We start from the raw sequence: 16,100 nt of genomic DNA on the forward strand, positions 1-16,100 counted from the left end.
GACACCTGAATGATCCTCAGATGCCGTGCCCGCCCGCAAATCCGGCATGTCAGGCCACGCAGACCGTGCCGACGCACGGCTAAACCACCACGAACCCAGCCGCAAGATCACTTTGTCATTGACCCTGGGCCGATGAGAAGGAAGTGAAGATCCTCAAGGCCCGCTACCACTACAGCGAGTGACCCGATCGCGTGATCTGCGCGGAGGGTGGCCGCGAGCGTTCGTCGTCTCGCGGCCATGCCTTGGCGGCGACGCTGCGGAAATACCGTTAGGGTCGGATCGTGAGCGATTTGAACCAAGCGCCGGACTCGGCGGGACGGTCAGCCGAAGAGCATCAGGAGGGTTGGGACGCCGCGCAGGCCGACCAGTTCGTGGACGAGTTGGTCCTCGGGCTCGAACGGGCCGCCGACGGCGAATCGGACCCGGAGATCAAGTCGCGGCTGCGGGGGGCGGCAATGATCCTGGCCACGGTGGGCCGCCACGTCACCACCGAGGTCGCGGCGAAGATCATCTCGCACGCCATGGACTTCTGAGCTCTCGCCGCCGTCGGCCGCTGAGCGGCCGGCACATACAAAGCACTTATTGCGCATGCTGACTCGCCTCGGCGAGGTAGGTTACGCCCGTGGCGACTGAGCGCGGGGCCGCGGCCCGCAAGGGGCCGAGCCGTAAGCAGCAGATTCTGAGCGCCGGCGCACTCGGCGCGGTAGCCGGGGCTGCGCTCGCCGGGCATCGCGGGCGCCGCGCCGGGCTGCTCGGGGCGGCAGCCGGGGCGGCGATCATGGGCGCCGCGGAGGCTGTGGCGCGGGCGCGGCAGCGCCCCGGTGAGATCCCGCCGCTGTGGTCGCGCATCCTCGCCAGCGGTGTACTGGCCGCCCCGGTCGGCTGGGCCGGCGGGCGGCTGAGCGGGGCCGGGCCGCTGACCGTGGGCACCGTGAGCGGCGCGGCCGCCGGGGCGCTCGGGCTGCGACCGCAGAAGGTGGCGCTCGGCCCGGCGCTGGGAGCCGCGGTGGGCGGCGCGTTCGAACTGCGGAACCGGGCCGCGGAACCCGCGGTCGTGGCGGCGACGAGCGTCGTCGCATTCCGGGTGCTCTCCGCGCTGATCTTCCGCGACCCGCAGGTCAGTATGCTGGCAGAACGGGTACACGCCGAGGAACTGCCGTTCGTCGTGCCGTTGGAATCACGCGGCCGATACGTGGGCACCGGATACGTCAGACAGCTCGCCCAGGTGCTCGGCGGCACCTACACCGCGGACGCGGCGGACGTGGGGATCGTCGCGTCGCTGGACTCGCTGGCCGGTCCCGAGTTCGACCCCGCCCAGGTGGATCCGCTGGTGCGCGAGTTCTACGAGCACACGACCCGCTTCACGCTCGACATCGTGCCCGAGTGGCGGCTGTGGGTACGTCCTGGTTACCTGCTGTACCGCAACCTGCTCGCGCGACCGTTGGGCCAGGCGAGTGTCCCGATGAACCAGCGTGAGACCCAGCGCGGCATCCGCAGTCGAATCGACACGATCGGCGCGCCCGACGACGACGTGGTGGCGGTGCGCGGGTGGATCCGGTCGTTCGCGGACAACGATGAGCCCATCTACATCGGAATTTATACGACGTACCGGCACGAAGGGCGCGGGTATGTCAGTGTCGGTTTCCCGCTTCCCCAGGCCAGCTTCACCGCGACCCTCGCGCCGGCGCCGCGACCGGGCGGCGGACTGGTCCTGTCCAGCCGCAGCCCGCTGAAGCACCCGGGCCATTACCTCACGTACATCGACTCGGAGTCGCGCGAGTTGACGACGGCGGCCGTGCAGGGCTTCGCCGAACAGCTCGACGTGTACGTGGAGGACGACGAGTTGCGCGCCGAGCACGCGTTCTGGGTCTTCGGCCTGCCGTTCATGGTGTTGCACTACCGGATACACCGCAAGGGCTGAGCAGCCGGCGCGCGGCGCGCGGCGGCGCGGCGCGACGGACCGAACGGACCGAACGGACTGGCTGGTTACGCCGGATCGCGCCCTGTCGACTACCCCGTTCGGGCCACCCTGCGCGCAGGTCACCACACAGCGTGTTACCACGGTTGGTGTGGGTTTACCGCGCGTCTGGCGCGGTCCGGTCGATGAGCAGGCGGTGACTACGGTGCGTCAGATTCCATTGGCCTCGGTCAACTTCAGCCAGGGCTTCACAGACGCGTGGAGCGCGGTGGCTCGATTCATCCCCAAGTTCGTGGCGTTCCTGGTCATCATGTTCATCGGGTGGTTGATCGCCCGCGTGCTGGCGAGGGTGCTTGAGGTGGTGCTGCGCAAGGTCGGCTTCGAGCGGATGGCGGAGCGCGGCGGCACCAGCCGGGCACTGGCGAACAGCAAGTACGACACCACCGGCCTCGTGTGCAAGGTCGTCTACTACACGCTGCTGCTGATCGCCCTTCAGCTCGCCATCGGGGTCTTCGGCACGAACCCGATCAGCGTCATGATCAACGGGGTGGTCGCGTGGCTGCCGCGGGGCCTGGTGGCCATCGCGATCGTGGTGGTCGCCGCGTTCATCGCCCGGGTGGTGCGGGACCTGGTCGGGGCCGCGCTCTCCGCCCTGTCCTACGGGCACGTGCTCGCGACGATCGCCTCCGTGTTCGTCCTGGGCATCGGCGTCATCGCGGCGCTCGGGCAGGCCGGGATCGCGACCACGATCACCGGTCCCGTCCTCGTCGCCGTGCTGGCGGCGATCGTCGGCGTGATCGTCGTCGGTGTCGGCGGCGGCCTGGTGGTACCGATGCGTCAGCGCTGGGAGCGGATGCTGGACACGGCGGAGCGCGACGCGCGTAGCATGTCCGCCTACCAGACGGGGCGGTCGGACGCATTGCGCGGCCAGGAGAGGACCACCGCCGCGCCGGCCCCGTACCCAGCGGCGCCCGGCGGCGGCGCCACAGGCGCTACCGGGACCCGCGGCGTCGGCGGCACAGGCGCCCCCTGGCCGACCGGCCAGGAAAGGCCGCCTGAGGCGCCCGGCAACCCGCCGATGCGCGGCTGAACGCGAGCCGGAAACCGGGTCCGTTCACCTTTCGGATCGGTGTGAGCGCCTGTCGCCGGACGCGCTCACACCGATCCGCTAGGGGCAGTACGGCTTACGACCAGTCGCGCGGTCACTCGGTCCTTCGGTCACTCGGTCACTCGGTCACACCGTGCTCGCGCATGAAGTGGCAGATCGCGGTCAACCGCAGCGTGGCGAAGTCGTAGCCCTCGTGCGCGAACCAGCCGATCTCGCGCAGCGCGTCTGTGAAGCCGAGCACGTAGTCGGTCAGCGCCTCACGCAGCGACGGATAGCCCTGGACGGCGTCTCGTATCGCCGCCGAGTGCTGGTCGATCGCCGCCACCAGTCCCGGTTCGAAGGCGAGTTCCGGCAGGCGGCGCCCGAATCGCTGGGCGACTGCGGCCAGCGGGGACGAACCCGCCCGCGGTCCATCGGCGAGCGGGCTGCCGAAGGCCGGACCGCCGAATGCGCTGTCACCGAACCCATCGTCACTGAACGTCGACTCATCGAACACGCCGCGCCGCCCCTCCCTGGTTCCCAAAGGCGGAGCAACAATACCTAGACGCTGTTGCGGTCTTGTCACGGCAGTGTCCACGTCTCGTCCGCGGCGCCCGGAGTGCAGGTGTAGATCTGCAGCTGGTCGGTGTCGTTGGTCGTGCTGGCGTAGAGACACAGACCTGAGCCCGTGTTGACGAGTTGTCCGGCCGAGTTCGCGGTCCACTGCTGCGCCATCGTGCCGTTGCACGTGTAAAGCTGCACCTTCGTGCCCGGGGCGGTGGCGCCGCCGACCACGTCCATGCACTTGTTGAACACCTGGAGAGTGTTGTCAGGTACGACTGTCCAGTTCTGCGCTCCCGCGCCGTTGCAGGTGTAGAGCTGGATGTGGGTGCCGTTCGATGTCCCCGAGCCCGCGTCGTCAACGCACTTGCCGGCGATCCCGGACCTGACCGGACCGACCGGCTCTTTGGCGAATGAGGTCGCCGTGCCGTCGTACGAGGGCGGTGCGGAGGTCGACGCCGTGGCCCACGAGGTGTTCGCGGACGATCCGAGCGAGTACGTCAGCGTCGCTCCGGCGGCGACGACGTTCTCGGGAAGGTAGGCGTTGTTCCAGGCGGCGCCGTTGTACGTCAGCCCTTGTACATAGGGCGACCCGTCGGCCGCGCTCGGTGCGTTGATCGTGATCTGGTTCGCCGCCCCGGGGTTGACGACGGCCTGCGCGAACAGCGCACTGCCGAGCGCGAGGTCCGCGGTGCCGGGGGTCTCCGGATACATGCCGAGCGCGGACCAGACGTACCAGGAGCTCATCTCACCGAGGTCGTCGTTCCCGGCCAGAGCGCCGGGCGAGTCGGTCCAGAGCTGGTCCTGGATCTGTCGTACGTCGCGCTGGGTCTTGTAGGGCTGCGCGATGTAGTCGTACTCCCAGGGCAGTTCGAAGCTCGGCTCGTTGCCCATGTTCGCCTGGAAGCCGGCGAGGCTCAGCAGCCCCGAGTAGCCGGAGAGCACGTGGTCGAGGTATCCGGCCATCGCCGTGTTCCCGCCCTCGGCCGCGGCGAGCCCGGCCAGGTTGAAGGGAATCATCCCGGTGTAGATCAGCGAGTCGCCCTCGGCGAAGTCGTTGGTGTTCGTGCCGCCGCTGATCGGAGCGGCCAGGAAGCCGTCCATCCAGCGGCCGTTGGAGTGCCGGGGCTGGATGTAGCCGCTGGAGGGGTTGAAGATGTTGCGCCAGTCCTGCGCGCGGTTGCGCAACCTCGTCTGTTCCGCGCTGTCGCCGAGCGCCCCCGCGAACGCGGACACCGCGAAGTCCGCCGAGTCGTACTCCAGTTGCGTGGAGACGGTCGCGTACTCGTGGCAGCAGCCGTAGACGCTGTCGGTCGGCAGGTAGCCGAAGGTGTCGAGGTATCCGACGCCGGGTCGGTCGTCGTTGGGCGTCGTAGCCTGTCTCACCATGGCCGAGAGCGCGGCGGCGGTGTCGAAGTCCCGCGCGCCGAACGCGTAGTAGTCGGCCAGCACGATCGCGCCGGGGTCACCGACCATGATGTAGGTCTCGCCGTTGTCCATCGCCCACTTGGGCAGCGTGCCGCCTTGTTCGTAGTCGTCGACCATGGACTGCGCCATGTCGCTCGCGACCCCCGGGTCGATCAGCGCCGTGAGCTGCGCCTGCGAACGGTAGATGTCCCAACCCGAGTAGTTCGCGTAGTGCGCGCGGCCCGCCGGCACCGTGTGCACCCGGTTGTCAAAGCCCAGATACGAGCCGTCGGCGTCACTGAAGACGTTCGGGTGCAGCGAGGCGTGGTAGAGCGCGGTGTAAAAAACGGTCTGCTGGTCCGCGGTGCCCCCGGCGATCCGGATCCTGCCCAGTTGCGCGGTCCACGCCGCACGCGCGGAGGCCTGCACCGCGGCGAAACCCGCCGTGACGGGAATCTCGGCGTCGCGGTTGGCGCGCGCCTCGGCGATCGAGGTGTAGGAGATGCCGACGCGGGCGAGCACGGTCCGGTTCGCCGTCGTGTCAAAGGTCACGTATTCGCCGGCCGGTCCGCTCGCCGTGGAGCCGTACGCGCCGGAGGCGGTGAACGCGCGGTCGAAGCTGATTGCGAAATACAGCGTGAACGGGTTGGTGGCCTCGCAGAATCCGTCGCTGGTCACGGAGCCGGCGAGTTCCGTTCCGCTCAGCACGCTGACGCTGGTCGCACCGGTCGGCGTCTGGCCGGCGGCGACCTTGAGGATCAGGTTCGCCTGGGTCGTGGCCGGGAACGTGAAACGGCCGAGGCCGGCCCGCGCCGTGGTGGTCAGCTCGGTCCTGACGCCGTTGCCGAGGGTCACCCCGTAGTAGCCGGGGCTCGCGTCCTCGCCCGAGTGCGAGAACGAGGTCGAATCAGAGCCCGGAGAGCTGTCGACCGCACCGACGGTCGGCAGGACCGGGACGTCCCCGGCCGCGTCACATCCGGGCCCTGATATGTGTGTCAGGCTGAAGCCGGTGATGGCCGAGTCGCCGTAGTCGTATCCGCCTCCCTTGGGCCGCGAGGAGGTGTCCGGGCTCCACTGGAGCATGCCGTAGGGCACGTCCGCGCCGGGAAAGTCGTGGCCGTCCCCGGTGGTGCCGATGAACGGGTTCACCAGCGAGGAGGGATCGGAGACGAGGACCGCCGGGGCCGCCGGGGCCGCCGCGCGCGCGGCCGCGCCCGCCCCGCCCGACAGGGCGGGCGCGGTGGCGAGCGCGGTGGCGAGAGCAGTCACGGCGACCCTGCGCGGCAGGCTCGAAGCCCTGCGTGCGGGGGTCGTCATCGCGGTTCAGCCGCGCGGAAGGACTTCGGGCAGGACGCCGTCCGCGGGCGCGGTGGTCCAGTCCGTGGAGACGAAGGAGACGCTGTCCGAGGCGAGCAGCGCGACCCGCGCCTGCGCGTCGGCGAGCGCGGGGTCGGTGCTGGAGAGCGCCGGAGCCACGTCGTAGGCGTCGGTGGCCACGACGAGGTAGTGGTTCGCCTTGTACCACTCGGTGTTTCCGTCGCCGACGTAGGTGTTCGCGTCGCCGTCGAAGACCACGAACCAGGGCCGCAGCGTGGCGTCCGAGTAGCGGGTGCGCGGGTCACCGCTCTGCGCGCCGAGCACGCTCGGGAAGATCTCCGCGGCGCCGATCGCTCCCGACGCCGCCAGGCCCTTGAGATAGGTCGAGTACTCGGTGTCGGTCCACAGGTGGTCGAAGGGGTTGCTCTGCTCGAAGGTGCCGGGGATCGCCTCGATGATCGCCTTGCCCTGCAGCGCGGAGCGGCTCGGCCAGTTTCCGGCCCTGGCCGCGGTGTCCAGGTCCGGGTACCGGCTGCCGTCGGGCTTGGTGAGCAGGTCCACCGGTCGGTACACCAGGCCGCCGAGATGTGCCTTGATGTAGGCGTCGAGCGCGGCCGGGCCCATGCCGATCGATTGGTCGAAGCCGGCCTTCATCTCCAGCTTGATCATGATCGGGTTGGCGGCCGGATGCGCCTGGAGCCAGACGCGGATGTCGTCGAGGCAGCTGTCGAGGTTCTGGTCGCGGTTGCCGGTGTAGGCGCCGGCGAGGGTGCTGGTCTGCACGCAGTTGTTGCTGCTGCCGAGCGGGTCGCTGTGGCTCACGTTCCACTTGTGCGTGAAGGGGTTGACCCACACGTCGAGCTCGATCAGCGTGGATCCGGCGTCGAGGGCCTGATCGAGGTAGGTGTAAGCGCTCTGGTCATAGGTGTTGTGCACGCCGACGGAGGTGGCGCCGGAGAGCGGGAGCGAGCCGAGGTCGGCGGCGCTCGCGCTGCCCGGCTGCACCGCCAGGGCGGCGGCCAGGGCCCCGGCGAGGGTCAGCGCGGCGGCGCGGCGCGGGAGGTGGCGCGGGTGGGTAGGCATACCAGACTCCTGATGTGAAGCGGGACTTGCCTTTCGCACAAGGGAGCTTCGGCGCGGCAGGTGAATATGCGCGGTCTCGGGCGTAGCGAGCCGGAGACCACCGAATGTGAACTTCGGTTCAGCTATTCCCGGGCGCGCTCGGGCGCGCCCGTGCGCATAGGTAAGAACTCTGCAAAGGGTCGGCCGGGCGGGGCCGGTGAAGCGCGGCGCGGCCGCTTACGGGATCAGGCCGCCGGCGTAGATCGGGACGTAGCACGCGTACCAGCCCGCGCCGACCGCGAGCGCGGCCAGAACGAGATAGACGGCCGGCCGGCGGTGGACCTTCGCCAGGGACGAGGCGAGCGGCAGCAGCAGCGGGAAGAGCGCCAGGAACTCGCGTGGCACAACGGTGTACACGTGGATCGACGCGTATACGACCGCGGCGAGCAGGACCGTGTAGAAGATCAGCGGCCACGGAACCCGCTGAAGGATCAGGAGCACGATGAGTACGGGGACGGCGAGCAGCAAGGCCGTGGTGATCAGCGTCGGGTAGTTCTGATAGCCCGCAGCGGTACCGAGCATGCCCTCGTGAACACGATGCAGCACATTCTGCACGTTGCTGAATCCCGTACCCCACTGCTTCTGTGCCTTGAGATAGCCGGTGAGACTACCCATGCGCTGCGCGACATAGGCGAGGTAACCGATCATCCCGAGCGGTGGTACCACGAGGGCGAACCACGGCCGCCAAACCGCGCCGCCTGATGCGTCGTCGCGCGCGTGACCGCGGCGCCTGACCAGTTCGATGAGCGCGGCGAGGCAGACGGTGGCGACGAGCGCGTTCGCGGTCGGCCTGGTCAGGCCGGCGAAGAAGCCCAGGATGCCGACGGCGACCCACCAGCGCCGCAACAGCGCGTAAAGCGCCCAGGCCGACAGGCAGATGGCGAGTGCGTCGGCGTAGGAGGCACCCTCGATCACCGCCGAGGGCATCAGCGCCCAGAGCGCCGCGAAGATCACTCCGGTGCGCGCGTCGCGGACCAGCCGGCCGATCTCGTAGAGCGCCCATGCGCATGCCGCCGCGGCGATCCAGGTGATGATCACCCCGGCCACGTCCACGCTCAGCCCGGTGACCTCGTGCACCAGCCGCATCAGACCCGGATAGAGCGGGAAGAACGGGAACGGCGAGCCGAAACGCGCGAGGTGGGTGTTATAGCCGTGCTCTGCGATCAGCCGGTACCAACCCGAGTCCACGAACACGAACAGCCCGCGCTGCGCGTATCCGTGCCCTGCGGACAGGATCGCGAAAACCGCGGTGCTCACCGCACGGATCGACAGGTACAGACCGACCGCGGGCCAGGCGCGCAAGGCCGATCTGCGCGCACGCCGGGCCGCGGTACGCGGCCAGGGCGTCCGGCCGGCGGCGGGGCCGCCCGGCGAAGCCTGGTCGTCTGCCGCCACCACGGTGCTCACGTTCAGCCCGTCCCTTCGCCCTACGCAACGCGACGTACCCGGTACGTCCGCTCATCTGCCTCGTCAATCGGCGGATCATAGCAGCGTACCCCGCCTGCGACGGGAGCCGGTCAGCGCTCCGTGCCGGCGACGCAGGCCTGCTCGCGCGCGCGGCGCTGGCCGATCGTGAGGCTGAGGACGGTGGTCACGGCGAGGGTGAGCACGATGACGCCGAGCGAGAACGGAATCGACACCGTCGGCAGCGCGACCGGGCCGAGGTTTTCGACGCCGGAGCCGTGCAGTGCCTCCACGATCATCTTCAACCCGATGAAGCCGAGCACCACGGACAGGCCGACCGAGAGGTACACCAGCCGGTCGAGCAGGCCGCCGATCAGGAAGTACAGCTGCCGCAGGCCGAGCAGGGCGAAGGCGTTGGCCGTGAACACGATGTACGGCTGCTGCGTGAGGCCGAACACGGCGGGGATCGAGTCGAGCGCGAAAAGCAGGTCCGCCGCGCCGACCGCCAGGATCACCAGCGCCATCGGGGTCAGCGCCCGGACGGCGCCGACGCGGGCCGTCAGCGCGGTGCCGTGGTAATCGTCGACGGTCGGGTGGATGCGCCGCACGAAACGCACCAGGCCGATCTCGCGGGCCGGGGCGGGCCCGGCGCCGTGCCCGGCGGCGAGCTTCACCGCGGTGTACACGAGGAACGCGCCGAAGAGGTAGAAGACCCAGTCGAAGGTGGACACGATCGCCGAGCCGAGCCCGATGAACACCCCACGCAGCCCGAGCGCGACGAGCACGCCCACCAACAGCACCCGGTGCTGGTAGTCCCGGGGCACCCGGAAACGCGACAGTATGATCACGAAGACGAAGAGGTTGTCGACCGACAGGCTGTACTCGGTGATCCAGCCGGCGAAGAACTGGCCGCCGTAGGCCGTCCCGGCCAGGTGACTCAGGCCGAGGCCGAACGCCACCGCCAGTGCGGCCATGGCGGCCACCCACGTCCCGGCCTCCCGCAGGGAGACGGCGTGCGGCGCGCGGCCGACGACGAACAGATCGAGGGCGAGCACGGCCAACAGGCCGAGGACGGTCGCGGCCCAGACGAGTACGGGAACAGACACAGCGGCTTCCCTCCGGCGGACGTGAAAGTCATCAGTCATCGCCGGAGGTCTCTTCCGCCCCGCGGACCGCGGGACCGGTGGCACCGGGACGAGCACACGGACGCCGTTTCGACGCCGCGGTCTCGGCCGTGTTGACGGACGCCACCGCCGAAGTGGGGAGTACTCCCCTCCTTGCCCGCCCATTCTCGCACACCCGGCGCTCGGGCCGTTTTTTCATCCGCGCGAGTGAAGTAACCGGCCATTCGGCGTACGCACCGCAACCGGACGCCTACCCTTGGCTGCGGACTCGCGGCGGCGGACGGGAACAAGGACGCCGCGCCGCCGGTCACGACGTCTCGGCCCGTGCGGCGACTGCGCGGACCGGGACTCGACCGGGTGAGGATGAGCGAGGACGGGCGAGGGCAGGTGGGCGTGACGTGAACGGCATGGAGAGCACCGCGGGCGCGGTGCTGGAAAGCTCGCGGCCCGGACACGCCGGCGCGGCGGCGGACACGGGCGGCACCCGGGCCGGCCCGGCCGGCCCCGAGAGCGGCCCGCTGTGGGACGCCGGGCGGCAGGCGCCCGTACGGATCGGCTGGGATCCGCTCGACGAGCTCGCGGTGCGGGTCGGCTCGACCCTGGATCCGGCGATCACCGCCCAGGAGGTGGTGGACCTGGTCGTGCCCGGCTTCGCCGACCACGCCTCGATCCTGCTGCGGGAGAGCGTGCTGGACGGGGCCGGGTCAGCCCAGCCGCATGCCGGACCGGTGCGACTGGTGCGGATGGCGTTCACGGCCTGGGACCGCGAACTGGCCGAGCGGCTGCGCCCGGCGTGGCCGGTGGGAAAGGTCGCGTCGGTGCCGGAGCACTCACCGTGTGCGCAGAGCATGCGCTCGCACGAGGTGATCATCGACACGATGCACTCTCTGCCGGGCAGCGCCGACGGCTCGGACGTCGAGACGCTTCTCGCGGGACGCCCCGCGGTGTACGCGCCGCTGCTGGCCGGCGGCCGCGTGCTCGGGGTGATGGTGTTCTCCCGCGCCCCGGCGCGCGGCGGTTTCTGCCAGGCGCACGTGGCCTCGATCGAGCGCCTGGCGGCGCGCGCGGCGATCTGGATGGACAACGCGCGGCTGCACGACCAGCTGCGGCACACCGCGATCAGCATGCAGAAGGCGATGTTGCCGACCAGGCTCGCCGCCCCGCCGGGTCTGGAGATCGCGCACCGGTACCTGCCGGGCAGCGACATGGCGCTGGTGGGCGGCGACTGGTTCGACGTGATCGCGCTGTCCGGCGGCCGGGTCGCGCTCGTGGTGGGCGACGTCATGGGCCACGGCGCGCAGGCGGCCAGCGCGATGGGCCAGCTTCGCACGGCGGTGCGGACCCTGGCCGCGGTGGACCTGCCGCCGGCCGAGGTGCTCGCGCACCTGGACGACCTGATGCCGGACATCGACGACTCGCTGTTCGCGACGTGTGTCTACGCGGTCTACGATCCGGCGACCCGGCGGTGCTCGATCTCGCGTGCCGGGCACGTTCCGCCGGTGCTGGTGCGCCCGGACGGCGCGACCGAAGTGCTCCACCAAGTCGCGCCGGGGCTGCCGCTGGGCCTGGGCGGCGCCGTGGGCACGTTCCGGGCGCTGGACGTCGAGCTGCCGGAGGGGTCGCTGTTCGTGCTGTGCACGGACGGGCTGCTGGAGAACAAGGCGCGCGACTTCGACTCGGGGCTCGAGCTGCTGCGGGCCAATCTGGCCGGCCCGGACCGGCCGCTGCAGGAGATCTGCGACCAGGTGGTCAAGGAGCTGGATCTGACTTGGGATCGGGACGATATCGCGTTGCTGATCAGCCGGGTGTGCCGGCAGCCGCCGCGGGACTCGGCGGCCTGGCGGCTGCCCGGGGAGCCTCGGCAGGTGGCGCGCTGCCGGCGGCTGGTACGCGAGACGCTGCGCGCCTGGGAGCTCGACGCCCTGTCCGAGACGGCGCAGCTACTGGTCAGCGAACTGGTCACGAACGCGATCCGGCATGCGGGCGGGGAGTTCCGGCTCCGGCTGCGTCGCGACGCCCGCGCGCTCCTGTGCGAGGTCTGCGATCAAACCGGCGAACCGCCCGAGCTGCTGAGCCCGTCCGCGACCGCCGAGATCGGTCGCGGCATCCTGTTGGTCGATGAGCTGTCCGGCACGTGGGGACACAGGCGCACCGAGTCCGGCAAGATCGTCTGGTTCAGTATCGCCGTGCCCTGAGCCGGCCGTCCGCCGGTAACGCGTCAAAGCCGGCTGCGCCGAAGAGTTCCGCCGCGTGTGCTGGTCTGCTTGTGTGCCGGTCCGCTGGTCTGCTCGTGGGTGCGTGTCGCGCGGCGGCCGCTCCCGCTGAGTGCGCGTCAGACGCCTGCCGCGCGCATGCCGCGCAACTCCTTCTTCAGTTCGCCGATCTCGTCGCGGAAGCGGGCCGCCAGCTCGAAGCGAAGCTCCGCGGCCGCCGCGTGCATCTGCCCGCTGAGGTCCTCGATCAGCGCCTCCAACTCCTCGGCCGGCTTTCCGACGAAGTCCAGCGACGAGACCCCGCCCTTCGAGCCGACCCCCGGAACCGGGGACCTTCCCCGGCTGTTGAGATGGGCGCCGCGCTGGGCCGCGCCGCCGAGCAGTTCCCTGGTGTCGGCGTCCTCACGCGCCAGCGAATCGGTGATGTCCGCGATCCGCTTGCGCAGCGGTACCGGGTCGACGCCCCGCTCCTTGTTGTACGCGATCTGCTTGGCCCGGCGCCGGTTCGTCTCGTCGATCGCCTTGGCCATACCCGGGGTGATCTTGTCGGCGTACATGTGGACCTGCCCGGAGACGTTGCGCGCCGCGCGGCCGATGGTCTGGATCAGCGAGGTCCCGCTGCGCAGGAAGCCCTCCTTGTCCGCGTCCAGGATGGCCACCAGCGACACCTCGGGCAGGTCCAGGCCCTCACGCAGCAGGTTGATGCCGATCAGGACGTCGAACACGCCGAGGCGCAGCTCGCGCAGCAGCTCGACCCGGCGCAGCGTGTCGATGTCCGAGTGCAGATACCGGACCTTGACGCCGAGTTCGAGCAGATAGTCGGTCAGATCCTCGGACATCTTCTTGGTCAGCGTGGTGACGAGCACCCGCTCGTCGCGCTCGGAGCGCACCCGGATCTCGTGCACGAGGTCGTCGATCTGGCCCTGCGTCGGCTTGACGATCACTTCGGGGTCCACCAGGCCGGTGGGCCGGATGACCTGCTCCACCACCCCGCTGGCCTGGGACAGCTCGTACGGGCCCGGCGTCGCCGACAGGTAGACCGTCTGACCGATCCGCTCGACGAACTCCTCCCAGCGCAGCGGCCGGTTGTCCACCGCCGAGGGCAGCCGGAAACCGTGGTCGACCAGCACCCGCTTGCGCGAGGCGTCACCCTCGTACATCGCGCCGATCTGCGGGACGGTCTGGTGGGACTCGTCGATGACCAGCAGGAAGTCCTCGGGGAAGAAGTCCAGCAGGGTGTTGGGGGCGCTGCCGGGCTCACGGCCGTCGATGTGCCTTGAGTAGTTCTCGATCCCGGAGCAGAAGCCGACCTCGCGCATCATCTCCAGGTCGTAGCTGGTGCGCATGCGCAGCCGCTGCGCTTCGAGCAGCTTGCCCTGCCGTTCCAACTGCGCGAGGCGGGCGGCCAGCTCCGCCTCGATGCCCTCGACGGCGCGGGCCATCCGCTCCGGGCCGGCGACATAGTGCGTGGCCGGGAAGATGTAGAGCTCGGGGTCGTCGGTGAGCACCTCGCCGGTGACCGGGTGCAGCGTCATCAGCCGCTCGACCTCGTCGCCGAACAGCTCGATGCGCACCGGGTGCTCCTCGTACACGGGGAACACCTCGACCGTGTCCCCGCGCACCCGGAAGGTGCCGCGCGTGAAGGCCAGGTCGTTGCGGGCGTACTGGATGGAAACGAGCTTGCGCAGCAGCCGGTCGAGCCCGTACTCCTCGCCGACCTTGAGCCGGATCATCCGGTCGACGTACTCCTGCGGCGTGCCCAGGCCGTAGATGCAGGACACGGAGGCGACCACCACCACATCGCGCCGGGTCAGCAGCGAACTGGTCGCCGAGTGCCGCAGCCGCTCGACCTCCTCGTTGACCGAGGAGTCCTTCTCGATGTAGGTGTCGGTCTGCGCGATGTACGCCTCGGGCTGGTAGTAGTCGTAGTACGAGACGAAGTACTCGACCGCGTTGTTCGGCAGCAGTTCGCGAAACTCGTTCGCCAACTGCGCGGCGAGCGTCTTGTTCGGGGCCATCACCAGGGTCGGCCGCTGCAGCCGCTCGATCAGCCAGGCCGTGGTCGCGGACTTGCCGGTGCCGGTCGCGCCGAGCAGCACGATGTCCTTCTCCCCCGCCCGCACCCGCCGCTCCAACTCGGCGATCGCCTGGGGCTGGTCCCCGGACGGCGTGTAGTCGCTGACGACCTCGAAGGGCGCCACTTTTCGCTCAAGGTCGGTCAACGGTCGAGTCATGCTCACTACCGTAGACGGCCACGCCGACAACGCGCGAAGCCCGGCAAAAGCCGCCGCCCGACCGGGGCTTCATGACCTTCGACCCTGTCTTTCGGCGCGGCCGCGTCCCAGCGTGGAGACATGAGCACGACGAGCACACAGACCGCGTCGATCGGTTCTCTCTACAAGGGGCGCAAGGGAACGGTCGACATCATCGACGTCCCGACGCTTTCGTTCCTGGTCATCGACGGACAGGGCGACCCTGGTGCCGACGAGTTCGCCGGCGCCGTCCAGGCGCTCTACAGTGCCAGTTACGGCGCGCACTTCCTGCTCAAGCAGCAGTTCGGCGGGTCCACGCACGTCATGCCGCTTGAAGCGCTCTGGTGGGTCGATGATCCGGCGCAGCAGCACCTACTGGCGCAGGTTGCGCTGGGCGGTGCCACGATGGCCGACACCGACCGGAACCTGTGGCGGTGGCGGGCGATGATCATGCAGCCGGAGCCGATCGACGAGGGCACGGTGGCGCGTTCCGTCGAGCGGGCCCGCAACAAGCATGTACCTGCGCTCGACCGCATCCGGTTCGTGACGTGGAGCGAGGGCCGGTGCGCGCAGACTCTGCACGTTGGGCCTTACGCCACCGAAGGCCCGGCTATCGCGCTGCTGCACACCGAAATCGCCGCTGCCGGTTGTCGGCCGCGCGGTCGGCACCACGAGATCTATCTCGGCGACCCGCGACGATCCGCTCCGGACCGGCTTCGCACCATCCTGCGGCATCCGGTCGAGCTGATCTGACGAGGGCGCAGGCGAGCGCGGGACGGCACCCGCGCCGTGCCTGCGCTGAGCCGTGCCTGCGCTGAGCCGTGCCTGCGCTGAGCCGTGCCTGTGCTGAGCCGCTGCTACCGCTGGGCCACCTTGCGGAACACGGGGCGGGGCAGGTGCCGCAGGCCGGACAGGACGTAGCGCAGCGCGGCCGGGACCCAGACGATCTCCGCGCCGCGGCGCAGCCCGGCGACGATCGCCTCGGCGACGGCGTCGGGCGTCGTGGACAGCGGGGCCTTCTCCATGCCCGCGGTCATCTTGCTCTCGACGAAGCCCGGGCGCACGACCATCACGTGCACGCCGCTGCCGTGGAGCGAGTCGCCAAGACCCTGCGCGAAGGCGTCGAGTCCGGCCTTGGTCGAGCCGTAGATGAAGTTGGCCCTGCGGGCGCGTTCCCCGGCCACCGAGGAGAGCACGACCAGCGAGCCGTGTCCCTGCTTCTTCAACGCGTTGGCGCACACCAGGCCCGAGGAGACGGCGCCGACGTAGTTGGTTTGGGCGACCTTGGCCGCGGCCACCGGGTCCTGCTCGTCGCTGGCCTGGTCGCCGAGCACGCCGAAGGCGAGCAGCACCACGTCGATGTCGCCGGCGGCGAAGACCGCGCCGAGGGCCTTCTCGTGCTCCTCCACCGCGTCGGCGTCGAAGGCGACCGTCTCGACCTCGGCGCCGTGCGCGCGCAGTTCCCGGGCCGCGGCGTCCAGGCGGGCGGACGGGCGGGCGGCCAGCACGATCCGCGTGGTCTTGCCGGCGGCCATCCGGCGGGCGGTGGCCAGGGCGATGTCAGAGGTGCCGCCGAGGATCAGCAGCGACTGGGCGGAACCGAGCGCGTCCTTCATGGTCTGTCTGCTTCCTTAGTGAGCCGATCGGCCTTAGGCGGTGCTGGGGAATGCCTCAAGGGGCGAATCCGGACAAAGT

12 protein-coding genes are annotated in these 16,100 nt (G+C 70.0%); 5 read left to right on the top strand and 7 right to left on the bottom strand.

Annotated elements, in window-relative coordinates; translation table 11 throughout:
* Positions 1 to 281: 281 nt before the first annotated feature.
* From KGA66_RS06315 to KGA66_RS06325, 3 genes are all read left to right on the top strand, one after another.
* A complete protein-coding gene (locus KGA66_RS06315; RefSeq protein ID WP_211465546.1) occupies positions 282 to 533 on the top strand; it encodes a hypothetical protein in 252 nt (83 codons plus the stop codon).
* 89 nt (positions 534 to 622) lie between these two features.
* Positions 623 to 1,921 carry a hypothetical protein gene (locus tag KGA66_RS06320; RefSeq protein ID WP_211465548.1) on the top strand — a complete coding sequence of 433 codons (1,299 nt, stop codon included), beginning with the start codon at positions 623 to 625 and terminating at the stop codon, positions 1,919 to 1,921.
* Positions 1,922 to 2,123: 202 nt separating this feature from the next.
* A complete protein-coding gene (locus KGA66_RS06325) occupies positions 2,124 to 3,008 on the top strand; it encodes a mechanosensitive ion channel family protein (RefSeq protein WP_211465673.1) in 885 nt (294 codons plus the stop codon).
* Positions 3,009 to 3,144: 136 nt separating this feature from the next.
* On the opposite strand, the gene KGA66_RS06330 is transcribed toward KGA66_RS06325, so the two are convergent.
* From KGA66_RS06330 to KGA66_RS06350, 5 genes are all read right to left on the bottom strand, one after another.
* A complete protein-coding gene (locus tag KGA66_RS06330; protein ID WP_211465675.1) occupies positions 3,145 to 3,414 on the bottom strand; it encodes a DUF6401 family natural product biosynthesis protein in 270 nt (89 codons plus the stop codon).
* Between the two features lie 173 nt (positions 3,415 to 3,587).
* On the bottom strand, positions 3,588 to 6,290 hold the full coding sequence (locus KGA66_RS06335) for a lectin (RefSeq protein WP_211465550.1): 2,703 nt from the start codon (positions 6,288 to 6,290) through the stop codon (positions 3,588 to 3,590).
* A 6-nt stretch (positions 6,291 to 6,296) separates the two neighbouring features.
* A complete protein-coding gene (locus KGA66_RS06340; protein WP_211465558.1) occupies positions 6,297 to 7,373 on the bottom strand; it encodes a phosphatidylinositol-specific phospholipase C domain-containing protein in 1,077 nt (358 codons plus the stop codon).
* A gap of 216 nt (positions 7,374 to 7,589) precedes the next feature.
* Positions 7,590 to 8,819: a putative hexosyltransferase gene (locus KGA66_RS06345; protein ID WP_211465560.1), complete on the bottom strand. Its 1,230-nt coding sequence runs from the start codon at positions 8,817 to 8,819 to the stop codon at positions 7,590 to 7,592.
* 110 nt (positions 8,820 to 8,929) lie between these two features.
* Positions 8,930 to 9,922, bottom strand: coding sequence for a TerC/Alx family metal homeostasis membrane protein (locus KGA66_RS06350; RefSeq protein ID WP_211465562.1), 993 nt, complete (start codon positions 9,920 to 9,922; stop codon positions 8,930 to 8,932).
* A gap of 425 nt (positions 9,923 to 10,347) precedes the next feature.
* Between KGA66_RS06350 and KGA66_RS06355 the strand changes: the two genes are divergently transcribed.
* Positions 10,348 to 12,135 carry an ATP-binding SpoIIE family protein phosphatase gene (locus tag KGA66_RS06355; RefSeq protein WP_246507120.1) on the top strand — a complete coding sequence of 596 codons (1,788 nt, stop codon included), beginning with the start codon at positions 10,348 to 10,350 and terminating at the stop codon, positions 12,133 to 12,135.
* A 137-nt stretch (positions 12,136 to 12,272) separates the two neighbouring features.
* Here KGA66_RS06355 and uvrB read toward each other — a convergent pair whose 3' ends face one another.
* Positions 12,273 to 14,387 (bottom strand): excinuclease ABC subunit UvrB, encoded by a 2,115-nt coding sequence (gene uvrB / locus KGA66_RS06360; RefSeq protein ID WP_211465566.1) that lies wholly within the window; start codon positions 14,385 to 14,387, stop codon positions 12,273 to 12,275.
* Positions 14,388 to 14,507: 120 nt separating this feature from the next.
* Here uvrB and KGA66_RS06365 point away from each other — a divergent pair, with 120 nt between their 5' ends.
* Positions 14,508 to 15,158: a GyrI-like domain-containing protein gene (locus KGA66_RS06365; protein ID WP_211465575.1), complete on the top strand. Its 651-nt coding sequence runs from the start codon at positions 14,508 to 14,510 to the stop codon at positions 15,156 to 15,158.
* Positions 15,159 to 15,262: 104 nt separating this feature from the next.
* Here KGA66_RS06365 and dprE2 read toward each other — a convergent pair whose 3' ends face one another.
* Entirely contained in the window at positions 15,263 to 16,021 is a 759-nt protein-coding gene (gene dprE2, locus KGA66_RS06370; RefSeq protein WP_211465577.1) for a decaprenylphospho-beta-D-erythro-pentofuranosid-2-ulose 2-reductase, read from the bottom strand.
* Positions 16,022 to 16,100: the final 79 nt, after the last annotated feature.

Source organism: Actinocrinis puniceicyclus (assembly GCF_018283645.1).
Lineage (GTDB): Bacteria > Actinomycetota > Actinomycetes > Streptomycetales > Catenulisporaceae > Actinocrinis > Actinocrinis puniceicyclus.